At 52.9% G+C, this 12984-nt stretch carries 10 protein-coding genes; 7 read left to right on the forward strand and 3 right to left on the reverse strand.

What is annotated here, in order from left to right; translation table 11 throughout:
• The first annotated feature begins 57 nt into the window (after positions 1–57).
• Positions 58–2280, forward strand: a complete 2223-nt coding sequence (locus ACR3E4_RS22065) for a mechanosensitive ion channel family protein (protein ID WP_480535082.1) — start codon at positions 58–60, stop codon at positions 2278–2280.
• Between the two features lie 34 nt (positions 2281–2314).
• Here the strand turns inward: ACR3E4_RS22065 and ACR3E4_RS22070 are convergent, their stop codons facing one another.
• Genes ACR3E4_RS22070 through ACR3E4_RS22080 form a run of 3 tightly spaced genes read right to left on the reverse strand, consistent with a single transcriptional unit; the run spans position 2315 to position 5856 of the window.
• Positions 2315–3454 (reverse strand): HlyD family secretion protein, encoded by a 1140-nt coding sequence (locus tag ACR3E4_RS22070; RefSeq protein ID WP_480535081.1) that lies wholly within the window; start codon positions 3452–3454, stop codon positions 2315–2317.
• Between the two features lie 4 nt (positions 3455–3458).
• Positions 3459–3671 (reverse strand): DUF1656 domain-containing protein, encoded by a 213-nt coding sequence (locus tag ACR3E4_RS22075; RefSeq protein ID WP_170782336.1) that lies wholly within the window; start codon positions 3669–3671, stop codon positions 3459–3461.
• A 13-nt stretch (positions 3672–3684) separates the two neighbouring features.
• Positions 3685–5856: an FUSC family protein gene (locus ACR3E4_RS22080; protein ID WP_480535080.1), complete on the reverse strand. Its 2172-nt coding sequence runs from the start codon at positions 5854–5856 to the stop codon at positions 3685–3687.
• 332 nt (positions 5857–6188) lie between these two features.
• On the opposite strand from ACR3E4_RS22080, the gene ACR3E4_RS22085 reads away from it, so the two are divergent.
• The 6 genes from ACR3E4_RS22085 (at position 6189) to ACR3E4_RS22110 (ending at position 12936) form a co-directional block, all read left to right on the forward strand.
• Entirely contained in the window at positions 6189–7874 is a 1686-nt protein-coding gene (locus ACR3E4_RS22085) for an aspartate-alanine antiporter-like transporter (protein ID WP_480535079.1), read from the forward strand.
• A gap of 442 nt (positions 7875–8316) precedes the next feature.
• The gene (locus ACR3E4_RS22090) at positions 8317–9612 is read left to right on the forward strand and encodes a serine hydrolase domain-containing protein (protein WP_480535078.1); all 1296 of its coding nucleotides are present in this window, start codon (positions 8317–8319) and stop codon (positions 9610–9612) included.
• Between the two features lie 66 nt (positions 9613–9678).
• Positions 9679–10683, forward strand: coding sequence for a linear amide C-N hydrolase (locus tag ACR3E4_RS22095; protein WP_480535077.1), 1005 nt, complete (start codon positions 9679–9681; stop codon positions 10681–10683).
• Positions 10684–10874: 191 nt separating this feature from the next.
• Positions 10875–11018, forward strand: a complete 144-nt coding sequence (locus ACR3E4_RS22100) for a hypothetical protein (RefSeq protein WP_480535076.1) — start codon at positions 10875–10877, stop codon at positions 11016–11018.
• 35 nt (positions 11019–11053) lie between these two features.
• Complete coding sequence (locus tag ACR3E4_RS22105) at positions 11054–12412, forward strand: serine hydrolase domain-containing protein (protein ID WP_170724469.1); 1359 nt, start codon at positions 11054–11056, stop codon at positions 12410–12412.
• A 71-nt stretch (positions 12413–12483) separates the two neighbouring features.
• The gene (locus ACR3E4_RS22110) at positions 12484–12936 is read left to right on the forward strand and encodes a VOC family protein (protein WP_171127162.1); all 453 of its coding nucleotides are present in this window, start codon (positions 12484–12486) and stop codon (positions 12934–12936) included.
• The last annotated feature ends 48 nt before the right edge of the window (positions 12937–12984 follow it).

Genomic DNA, 12984 nt, shown 5'->3' on the forward strand with positions numbered 1-12984 from the left:
AAGCCTGACCAGATGCGGCCAGCTTTTCAATCTCAACTCATAGGCAAAGTGGGGCATATGTTTCGGCTATTCTCTAGTGTTACCCTGATTGGCTTCTTGCTTTTGGTCGGGCCGCTGCACGCGCAGGTTCCGACCACGTCATCAACGGATTCACCCGCGGCGGTCTCAATTCCCGAAGACCTGACGCCCGAGCAAGTCGACGATCTGGTTGCACGCATGTCTGATGATCAGGTCCGTTCCATCCTGTTGGAGCGGCTGGATGCCTTCGCTGAACAAAACGCAGCAGCCGCCGAGGAACGGGAAGATCCGATCACGGAAATCAACGAAATCTGGGCCGAGATGGTGGCGTCTTGGACCCATGTCGTTGTTACGATCCCCAATATTTTCAGCGCTCAGGCACAAGCGGCAGACAACTTCATAACGAAATTCGGCGGTAATGGCGCCTTGTTGCTTGTAGGTCTGATTTTCAGCGTTCTTGTCGTTGGTTTCATTGCTGAAAAGCTGTTCGGCCTGCTGACGCGAAATTGGCACGCCAAGGTCAGTGTCGCAGACGAAAACGATCTGTGGGGCGCTGCAAGGTACCTGTTTATCCGTTTTTGCCACGAGATCGCAGGCCTGGTGGTCTTCTATGTCGTTATCAGAGCCATCGGTCGCGGACTTTTGGCGCCTGAACAGGTCATCTACGCCGCGCCGTTTGTGTTCTACCTCATCTGGATTCCCCGTTTGGGTGCGGCGGCGTCGCGGTTTATTCTTGCCCCGAACAAGCCGGAATACCGCCTGGTCAACATCGACGATCACTGGGCGAAATACCTGCATCGCAACCTGATCGGCCTGTTGATCCTGATTGGGTTTACGCTGTTCCTGCTGCACTTTAACCGGCTGAACGGCATCACCGGCGGTGAAACACGCATTGGCTTCTGGCTCAATGCCGCGATCCACATCTATATCGGCGTTATCGCCTGGACCGCGCGCGAAGGTTTGTCACAGATGATGCTGGGCACCGACCCGGATCATACCAAGTTCGATGAAGAGATCGCGCATTACTACCCCTACTTTGCGATTGCCGTGTCTGCCGTGATCTGGCTGCTGGTTGAATTCCTGGCCGCACAGCGTGATCCCGCGATCCGGGCCATCCTGCTGCAAGGTGCGCATTTCACCACCATGTTCTGGCTGCTGATCGCCCCGGCGCTGGACACCTTGATCCGAGGTCTGGTGCGTCACCTGCAACCCCCGATGCTGGGCGAAGGTCCGGTGGCCGAGCAAGCCTATAAATCGACCAAACGCAGCTACATCCGCATTGGGCGGGTGCTGGCGGGCATTCTGGTGATCCTGATGATCGCCAAAGCCTGGAACCTTGATCTGCAGGAAATTGCGGGGGGCCGTGAAGAAGATGGCAGCCGCTTGATCCAATTCTTCATCATCATCGCGATTGGCTATATCCTGAATGAGCTCGTCTCGCTTTGGATCAACCGTCGTCTTGCAAAAGAGATGACGGCGGATCAAAGCCCGGATGAAGAGGCTGGCGAAGGCGGTGGCGCAGGTGGCTCGCGTCTCGCCACGGTTCTGCCGCTGCTGCGGGTCACCGCTCAGGTTGCTATCTCTGTGATCTTCGTGCTGCTTGCATTGGGGGCCTTGGGCCTGGACATCACACCGCTGCTGGCTGGTGCAGGCATCCTGGGCCTGGCCATCGGTTTCGGCGCTCAGAAACTGGTCTCGGACATCGTTGGCGGCATCTTCTTCCTCATCGACGATGCGTTCCGCGTAGGCGAGTATGTCGATGTTGGCGGCACCACGGGGACGGTCGAGAAAATCTCGATCCGGTCGATGCAGCTGCGCCACCATCGCGGACCTGTTCACACCATCCCTTATGGTGAGATTCAGAAGCTGACCAATTACAGCCGCGACTGGGTCATCATGAAGCTGAAATTCACCGTGCCCTTCGACACCGATCCCAACAAGGTAAAGAAGATCTTCAAGAAAATCGGTGCCGAGATGATGGAGGACGAGACCCACAAGGATGGCTTCCTGCAGCCGTTCAAGTCGCAAGGCGTGTTCGACTTTGACGATGTCGGCATGATCATCCGCGGCAAGTTCATGGCCAAGCCGGGCAAGCAGTTCACCCTGCGCAAGGAAATATTCAACCGGGTAAAGGCTGCGTTCAAGGAAAACGGCATCGACTTCGCCCGCCGCGAGGTGCGCGTTGCGATCCCGGGTTTGGATGAGGCCGAGCATTTGCCGGAAGAGCAGAAGGCAACCGTTGGGGCGACTCAACAAGCTTAGTAGCAGAGCAAAGAGCGTCGTTGGCTATGCGTGACTATTGTAGAATTGTCGGTGCCGGCGGTGGTAGGGCTTCATCTGTTTCCGTTGGATCGGTGCCAATCATGACGAGAACCGACGCCGTTGTGCCTACAAGCAATTCGACTCCCTCGGCGAGTTGGTCAATTTCTACTCTTACCGGAATACGCTGTGCCAGTCGGATCCATTCAAACGTTGGACTCACATTTGGCAAGAGATTGACCCCAACACTCCCATCACTTTTTGCGATTCCTCGCCCGATGCTATCCACCACCCCAGGAATTACGATATCGGGGTTAGACATGAGCGTTATGGCGGCGCGGTTACCAGGGGATATATCGCCCACATAGTTTTCGCGGAAATAAGCGTCGACCCAAAAGCTTTGGGCATCAATGAGTGCAAGGATCGGTTGATTAGCGACAGCCTGGCTGCCGAGACGCAATGTCAGATTTGCCACATATCCGTCAACCGAGGCATGTACTTTAGTAAATTCAAGGTTGAGGCGCGCAGCTTCTAGAGCAGCTTTGGCCTCGCGGAGGCTTGAGTTTTCCTCACCAGTTACGCCGCGGCTTGCAATTGAGCCCTCCAGCGAAGCTTGCGCTTGGGCGAGCGCGGCTTTGGCCTGAACCACTCCGCCCTGTGCTCTGGCGGTGTTTGCTTGAGCAACGTCCAAATCTCTTTGTAATTCGTCGAATTGTGACTCGGGGATTCGACCATCGCTTACCAAAACAGAGGCCCGGTCAAATTGACGTTGTGCCTCTGTCTGCTGGGCTTTTGCGGATGACAATTGAGACTCGGCTTGTTGGATAGACGATTCATATTGCTGAACACTCGCACGGGCGGCCTCAATTTGCTTATCCAAAGAAGCCAGATCTTCGACGGTTTTGTCGAATCTCGCTTGTGCTTGCGACAGTGCTGCTTCGAAAGTGCGAGGATCGATTTCGAAGAGAAGATCCCCAGCCTTTACAAACTGGTTGTCTCGTATCGGAAGGTTGACAATTGGCCCGGAAACGCGCGGTGCAACTTCCAGAACATTTGCGCGGACCTGCCCGTTGCGCGTCCACGGGTTGGACACGTAATTGGCATATTTCAAGAACACGGCGCCCAAAGCGACGAGTACGATTGCAACTGTGACGATCAACTTGATGTTTCGGTTCATTTGACTAAGCCGGGATAAGAAAGGTTCCGATGACGGACGTATAGATTGCTACAAGTGCAACAAAAACCAACGCCGGATGAGAGATGAAACGCGACATTCGGAAACGGTTCAAAACACGCGCCGTCATCATAGTTAGAACGACTGCCAGTAGGGAAGATACGAAAAGTGGTGAGAGGTAGACGCCAAAAAAGTCGAATTCGCTTGGAACTGGTAGCATTTTTTCCTCGACTTCAGAAACGGGACTCTCGTAGTGCGGGCCAGTCAACGAATGCTGCTCGGCCGGTGTACCCCAAAACACCCTCCGCAAGACCGCGATACGCGCCAAGAAGACGATACATGTTTTCGTAGTCAGCGGTATTCAAATTTGAACTAGGCTCTTTGTTAATTAAGACTTCTACAGTCTTCTCAAGGGCTACAGTAGCGCTTTGAAGCCTGTTTTTCAGATATTCAGGGTCAATCCCCCCTGGGTCGCGTTCAATATCCAACATTACATCCGCAACGGCCAAGCGCCACTGCTTCATTGCTGCGCCACCGCCTTCTCTCAGTGAAGCTGCCTGTGACAGTCTTCGGGTTGCGGCAAATTCAATTAGCTTGCTGCTCAGCGCTTCCAAACTTGCCGCGATTTGAAGCGCATCCGTCCTTTTGGTATTGCCCAGTGCTGGTTCCGACAATGCAGATAGCCAAGGAACAAGTTTGGTCGGAATGCTATCTATCTCGCTGACATGTAGCGAAAGGCGCATCCGATTAAACCAGTTTGGTTGCTCACTTTGGTCGGTAAGGCTGTGTCGGACCATATAATCCGCGCTAGAAAAGAAACGCTTTATCAGAGCTTCCACACGGATTTCCGGCCTTAAAGAAACCGGGAAAAAACGAGTGCATTCGATGATCACAATTACACAGAACAAACCGATGAACATGGTTGCAAAGAAGAGGAAACTGTATTGCTGCTGATTATCGATCTGAAGGCCGACCAGAAACAAGTTCAGGAAAAAACTTCGAACAATCATTTGTTCTGGGCGGGAAGTTAAGTAAGCCACCAGGACTGTGGTGCCGAAGATTAACAAGGCCAACTGCCAGAATGTGGCCAATAGCGGTAATAGAAGAAGGTGAACAGTTCCAACGATCAACAGTAGAATCGCTGCGAAAGGCAGCGCGATGGAGACAGACGCCTGCGGATGGAACACAAGGTTCAGAGCGAGAGAAACGCCTATGCAGATTACAAGAGCCGGATTGGGAAAGCCTGGAACAAACAGGACACATGCCACTGTCGCAAGAAATATTACCTGAACACGGATTAGAGCGCTCCACATATCCCGATCTAGGAATTCGGATGTGGGTTTAGGTTGTTGGGATGAGGCCAAATACCGGGTGTTTGCCTTCCGGCTTGCATCTTTGATGTCGGCCATCAATCCTGACAAAGACTGACTGTATTCTAGCGACCGTTGGACATTGTGGCCGGTAGCAGTCATGGCAGCAAGTTGGAAGTGTCCTAGCCCGCTGTTGACCATTTCTTGGTTAACCTGGTTTTCGGTGTGATCCCCAACTTGCGATGCTGTTCCGGACAGAGTTTTCTCCGCTTCAACAAGATATTGCTCGGTACTCAGTATCGCGGAACAAAGCGATTGGACTTGGGCTGTGTCACGGGAGTCCTCCAAGTCTCTTGCGTTTAAATATAGGCGCTGAAGCTCTCGGTCCAGTGATTCCATATTTGCCACGAATTGCCGCCAGACAATGCGTCTATCCCAGACATCATAACTATCAATAATTGCGGCATCTAAAAGCCTCTCGACGGTTGAGTGCAATTGAGCAATCTGCATCCGGAGCTTTGGCAGGTCTTCCTTGCGCTCATTTCCAGACAAGATGTCCAAGGTCGCCATGAGAAGACGTCGTTTCAAAGCAAGTGCTTTGCGTACTTCTTCTTCGAACTGTTCCCGACTGCTGTGGGGCCATAGCAGTGAGTAGACGACACTGAAGCACACAATACCAAGAACGGTTTGCTGAGCGCGAAGAACCACAACAGTAAAATCATTGACCGGGTTTTCGCCGCCTCCAATGACCAATATGGGCACCACAAATCCGGCAGTCATCCAGAAGTATGAGCGAGACGTTCGGAACATATTGAAACAACAGAATGCCAGCCATAAACTGAGTGCTGCGATAAATAGCCAACGATCCTGCGGGAACAGCGACAGCAGAGCAATCGCAACGACAATTGCCAAGAACGTGCCACCCAGCCGGAGTAGTCCTTTGTGAAAGGACTCGCCAAATGTTGTCAACGAACATGCAACTATTGAGAGACCGGCCCAGTAAGGCTTGGCCCAATCCATCGACAAGGCTATCCAATACGCAAGCACCAAAGCCAACGCTAATTTGATAGCAGATTTAAGGCGCAAGAAATCCATGGTCAGGGCATCGTTTGATGGGATCGTTGGAATGCATAAATCGAAATGTATTTTGATCTTATGAGTTTTCCAATTGCAATCCTAAACAGGCTGAAATGGCGCGTTCACTCTCCTCCTTGGCTAGCCTTGCCCTGTGTGACAGCCGCGTGTCACAGATTGGTCGCCTACATTGTGAAGCTGTTGAAAACGCTTGATGACAAGTCATATTTTGTTGAATAACTTGCCTAAAGCAGCCAGAGACGGTGGTGTTTGAGACAGAATACTTGGCCTTGGACATCGATTAGTGTGCCGCAATATTGCAGTTGAAGAACTAGCCTGATCGGGAGAGACGCGTGGAAGCTTTGATTTCTTTTGCTCGAGAAAATGTTGTCATTCTTCTCTTTGTTGTCATCGGATTGGGGTATCTGGTCGGCAAGCTGAAGATTGCCGGTATCGGGCTTGGACCAACTACAGGAATACTGATTGTCGGGTTGGTTATCGGATTGGCACAAATCGAAGTTCCGGAAATAATCAAAGGGTTGACGTTTACAATTTACCTTTTTGTTTTGGGAACGATGGTTGGACCTGGCCTGGTGCGTGTCTTAACAAGTAAGTCGGCTTTCAAATACTTGGTAATGTGCGTTTTTACTGCCGTGGTCGCTGGGGTCTCGGTTTATCTCATGGCTTTGGTGTTTGGCTTGAACAACATTGTCGCCGGTGGGCTGACTGCCGGCGCGGTCACAACATCTGCGGTCCTAGCTGCCGCTCAAGGCGCCGTGTTTTCCGGATCGGTCCAGCTTCCAGAGGGTTTGGCGCCGTCAGATGCGGGCAACATCCTCGCCAGCGCCTACGCCATCACTTATCTGTATGGCACATTTGGACTAATTATCCTTATTAAGTTGTGCCCAACGCTTGTGGGAGCAGACATAGCTAAAGAAGCCGCGAAACTTGACGCAGTCGGGAGTGTGCCCCAGAAGCGCATAGCGCCATCCGTGCGTGCCTGGAGGCTGGAATTACCGAAGTACATCGGAAGTACAGCTGGCGAGCTTGTCAAAAACGTTGAAAAGCGGCGAGAAGAAGGAGCTCTACCTTCACTTGAGCAGGTAATTCGCAATGGAGAACGTTTGAACGTCACTGATGACCTGGTCCTTGCGAAAGATGATATCCTGACCTTCCTTGCGCCCAGCCATTTGCTCATGAGGGGTAATGAGACCCTGGGGCCGGAAGTTGCGGAAACTGACGCTTTGGCCGTGGATATGGCATCGGCAGAACTCGTTCTCACCAACAATGCACACGTCGGCAGAAGACTCTCGGAACTGCTAAACGAGCATGGGTATGGCATCAGCCTGGAGCGCGTAGTGCGGCTTGGTACAGAAATGCCAATAGACGACGAGGATTTTGAGCTGATCGCTGGGGACGTGCTGTTTGTGTTTGGTTCAGCACGGTGTGTGTCGATATTTGCCGACGAAGTCGGTTACGAGGTCACAAACCAGATGACGACTGATTTGATGAATACTTCGTTTTTCATCGCCGTATTTGCAGCCTTGGGTACGATTACAGTGACCGTAGCCGGGATTGAAATCCCACCCCTCGGGGGGTCCGCAATGGGTGCCATGTTTGGCGGGGCTATTCTCGGTTGGTTGAGGACCCGCAGCCCCAGCATGGGGTCGGTATCCGCACCCGCGGCAACGGCGCTCTCTGACCTAGGGTTGTCACTCTTTATCGCGGCTGTCGCAATTGGCGCAGGTGGTTCGTTGATTTCGACCATGCAGGCTTTTGGGGTAAACCTTCTGATTGCCGGAGCATTTGTGACGACGGTTTGCACGATTTCTTGTTTCTTCTTCGGGCACTTCATCATGAGGTTGAACGTTGCTGAGAACGCCGGTGCCACGACTGGCGTTATGACAGGCGTCGCAATCGCTGAGGTCTGCAAGGATGCCAAGAGTTCCGCACCGGCTGTTGCCTTTGGCTTACCCGGCGCTGTATCCAGCTTGACATTTATCGTCGTCGGACTCGTCATTCTGGCCATAGTGCCCTGAAAAGACTTCTTGCCGCCACTGGATCGGTTCCTCAATCGATTGTGTATTGTCTTGCTGTTGATCAAACAGGTCGCGAGGTGCACGTGCATCTCTCGACTGGTGAAGGTGCGAAAAAAGAAAAATCTGTCGAAGTGCCTACTTGTGGGCAGCTTTTTTCAACGGCGACTCGCAAGCTTCAGGGGTAACTTTAGGCTTCCGCCTCGATACCAAGGAATTCACTGACTTTGATCCGGTCTGGCGGGCTGTATCCCATCACGCGAAAGACCGGGGGAAGGTTACTTTCCACGTCTTTGGTAAGGCACCTCTGGTCAAGATAGGGGCCCAAGCGAATAATCCAAAAGTTTGACCAGAAAACAGTTGCATCTATCTCGATTCATGATCTTGTTTGATTTCATTGTGATATTGGACAAACGGAAGTTTCATTACAGTTGGGAGCAAAAAAGTGGCGAATACATCTACCAATGGACCTATCCTCGCGAAACCCGAAGATATCAGTACAAACGTACCGCTTGACCGGGTGCTTGAAATCAGCGCCTACCTGAACGCGCCTGAGAACATGGTCAAGGTTCAGTTTCCATCACCGGAAACGCAGTACTCTTATGTGAACTTCTCAAAAATCAGACCAACGGCGCAGGTGATGCGCGGTGGACCCGTGGTCGACCTGCCCTACGCAGTCGACCCGTCAATCGGGAATATCGAATACCGGAACAAGCATGGTGACTGGGTCAGCGTGGATGAACATTTTGCCACCAAACCAATCGACGCCATGATGGTCGTGAAAGGTGGTGAGATCGTTTACGAACGCTATCGCACGATGAAACCGCATGAGAAGCATCTGTGGATGTCCGTGACCAAAGTCACCGGGTCAACCATGATGGCGATGCATGAACATGAGGGGAATGTCGATGTGGACGCGCCGGTCAGTTCCTACCTGACAGAATTGCAAGGATCGGTATGGGACACGGTGAAAGTCGTCGAAGCCATGGACATGGCCACGGGCCTCAACGGCACAGAGCACGATGAGCCGGAGCCAAACTCGCGCACCGATCCTGACCAAATCTGGTTTCGCTGGGCGGCGACGAGCGCGGTCGGCATGTTGCCTGATGTGCGCGGTCGCAATGAAACATGGGTTGATGTCTTGCGCGATATGGAGCGGCATTCTCCACCGCATCAGAAGTTTGAATACAACTCCATCGACACCTTTGTCATGAACCGGATTAATGAGCGGATCGCCGACAAACCGCTCTACGCGCAGTTCTCAGAACGGTTGTGGTCTAAGCTTGGCATGGAGCATGACGCTTTTTACGTGGTCAGCCCGACCGGAAATACACTCGGATTTTTTGGCATGAACTCTACGCTGCGCGATCTGGCCAGGTTCGGCATGGCCTTTTCGCCAAGCTGTACAAAGCTGGCTGGTGAGCAACTGATCCCTGACGCGGTCATGGCCAAGATCTATGACCGGACGTATCTCGACATGTACGACAAGGGCTGGATCGGCAAGAAGAACAGCATCACCTTCTGGGATGATGCCGGCGCGATCTCTAACCGTTACCAGTGGGATGCTGTCTTTTCAGACGGCGACCTGTTCAAGGCCGGAGTGGGCGGGCAGGGGATTTACATCTCACCCGAGACCGACACCGTCGTGGCATTCTTCAGCACCAGTGATGGGGAAAACCAGGAAGAAGGCATGGCGCGTGCTATCGTTCGGGCAATCAACGGTAATCCGCTGCCTAGGTAACCTTCAAAGTTTTGAAGCGACAGTCAGGCCAAGATCATCAGTAGAGTATGAGAAAGGGTGAAGACCATGTGTTCGCGCATTTTTTTCAACAAGGATGGCCAACCAATGCTGGTAGGCCGGAATGAGGATTGGTTCGAGAGCTTGCAAACCAAAGTTTACGCGTTTCCCAAAGGGATGAAGCGTGAGGGCGCGGTAGACGACAATCCTGAGACCTGGACATCGAAGTACGGAAGTATCGTCGGGGCCTGCTACGGCGCGGCAATTACTGATGGCATGAACGAAGCGGGATTGAACGCCAACCTGTTGTATCTCGCGGAGTCGGACTTTGGCCCTCGCGATACCTCAAAGGGCGGTCTGTCAGTTTCGATTTTTGCGCAATGGATGCTCGACAACTTCGCGACGGTGGACGAAGTGCTCGCTGCGCTAGACAGCATTCAGATCGTGCCGATCTACATGATGCATTTTGATGACAAGGTGCAGTCACCCTTCCACTACTCAATTGCCGACAAGACCGGCAACTCGGCGGTAATCGAGGTGTTGGACGGAAAGTTCAGCGTTCACAAAGGCCGTGATGTTACAATCATGACGAACTCGCCACCTTACGAACAACAGCTTGAAAACATGAAGAAGTATGTTGGTCTTGGCGGGGATCAACCGCTTCCGGGCGGCTCGCAGGCCGACGAACGTTTTGTGCGCGGCGCCTATTATCTCAGTGCGCTGCCTGAGGAGCCGGCTGACTACCATGAGGCTGTCGCAAATGTACTGGCCGTCATTCGGAACATGTCAACGCCTTGGGGTATTAGTGATCCAACCCGGCCCAACGTCTCTCCCACCCGCTGGCGCACGATCAGTGATCTGACCAATGGAAGGTATTATTTCGAGTTCACTCAGAATCCGACAGTCGCTTGGATAGATTTGCACAAGCTCAACCTGAGCGACGGAGCGCCGGTCGTAATGTTCGATCTTAAGAAGGACATTCGAGCAACGGGAGAGGTTTCGGACTGTTTCAATCCATCAAAAGAACTGGCGTGGTTGCGCGGCGGATCAGTGCTCAACCCAGCCGAATTGTGAATAGCCAAAAAGGTGAGAAGATTCTGCCTCCTCCGATCTGATTTTTCAATAGGAGTAAGCAATTATGACCAGTGGTCCCGCCCCGAACCCGTTGCCACCAGCTGCCCTGCCGAAGCCCATCAACCCGGAAATCGGTAAAATCGCGACTGAACCCAAGAATTTCGGCACAATCACTCTGGCCGGACGGCGACATGTTCAAGGCTGGCTTCCAACGGCAGGCAATCTATGCGTCGTCGTCTCGCGATTTGGTTATCGTGCATTTTTCGGTGAACGCGGCGGACGATTCGATCATGCAATACCTGAGGCCCATCGCGACGTCGGGGCTTTTTGACTGAACAAAACTAAAGCACTGTGAAAAGGAAAAACTGAAATGAAACCACGAACGCCTCTGTCAGAGATTTCTGGTATTTTTCTGCCCTTAGGCCATCGTATTGTTCATGCACCAGACGATCCAATGAGCGTACCAGGCGCTAAAGTAACGCTGCCAGTAGGTGCCGTACACGATGGGTTCGACCTCGAGTTCGTCGCCGCAGCCCGAAAAAACTTTAGCAACACGCACATGCAGTTGGGTGGCGACCACGCGCTGTATTACACCACAAACATGACCGAATTCGTGCCGGCTGCCTTTACCTATTCCAAAGGTCCGGTCAGTGAACTAGCTCGTCGACCAAACCCATCGCTGGGGGACTTAACCTACATGCTGGGTGACGGCAGTGAAAGTGCAACCTTGGATGACCACATCGCGGATTTTGACACGAGGCTTCAAGGCGTGATGATCCTGCACAAAGGCGAGGTCGTCTACGAAGCCTTTCCGGGCATGCATCCTGAACAGATGCACATCTGGGCTTCAGTCGCTAAGTCGGCCGTGGGCACTCTGCTTACGATGCTAGAGCTTGAAGGCAAGGTCGACACATCCAAGCCAGTTACTGATTTTGCGGCTATGCTAAAAGGGTCCGAGTGGGACAAGGTCGCGCTCATCGATGCGATGAACATGGCGTCAGGTCTCGATATCTCCGAGGATGCCAAGGCCACGATGGACCCCCATTCTGTGTTTCAACGGATGCTGGCGGCTGATTTTGGGATCCCGAATGCGGATGGGGTAAAGGAAGATGAATATGAGGTGCTGCGCGACGTAGCCCCCATAGCAGGCGAGTCGCCGGGCAAAGTTGCGCGCTATAGCTCCGTTATCACCAAAGTATTGTGCGCAGCAGTGGAAAGCGTGACCGGACAAACCTACACCGCCTATCTTGGCGAGCGTATCTGGTCGAAAATCGGCGCGCGGTCGCCATTGGCGATCAATATTTCTCCTGCCGGTTTGGCCATTGGCTATGGTTTATTGAATTCCACGCTTGAAGACCTAGCGCGCTATGCGCTGATATTTACGCCAAGCTGGCGCAAGGTTTCGGCAGAGCCCGTAGTGTCGCCGGATGTGCTGCGCAAGATGCAGACCGCCAGCAGCAAAGAGGCCTACCTGGCGGGTGATTTTACCGACCATTCGTGGGTAAAGATGTGCTTTGGTAATGATATGCCAATCTTCAACTCGCACCAGTGGGATGCAGTGTGGGAAGACGGAGCGCTTTTCAAGCACGGTAACTTGTATCAGGGCATTTACACCGATCCGGCTCGCGATGTCGTGGGCGTGTTCTTCTCGACGTCGCCTGTCAATCTTGCGCCGGACCTCAACCCCGGCTATATGCGCGCAGCGGCAAAGCAGTTGGCAGGCGGTTGAATATCGATGGGCCGCTCGTATGCTTTCGCGCGGCCCACATCGCACTATTCTAGGACCGGAGATAGAGGCTCGTGGAACAAAGCGACTGTGTTAGTCTGAATCATACATGCTTTACGGTCACCGATATTGGAAAGACTATTCAGTTTTTCGAGGAATGTCTCGGTTACCAAGTAGAGCTCCGGCAGCAGGTGCCGGGGGTGATCGGACGCCTTATCGGTGTGGCAGATGCGACGGCAGAGCAGGCTTTTCTGACCGGTAACGGAAGTCGTATCGAGTTGCTTTGTTACCAGTCGCCGCCCAATCGCACGGTCATTTCCTCAACGCCAGTAGATACGGGGTCCGTCCACATCGGAGTTTACGTTGATGATGCCAAGGCTGCGGTTGCCAAAGCCACCGGGCACGGCTTTGCGCTTCTGGGTGACTTCATTGAGGTGGACAGCGATCATTTTTCCAGCCCGGTTAATGCCGTTGCTTGGGTCCGTAACTCAGACGGCATCACAGTCGAATTCCTGGAGATGGAATAGTAGGCCAAGCGTGCAACACGATTTCTTTGACCAGCGTATGAGAGGGAA

It is taken from the genome of Ruegeria sp. AP11 (assembly GCF_056535865.1).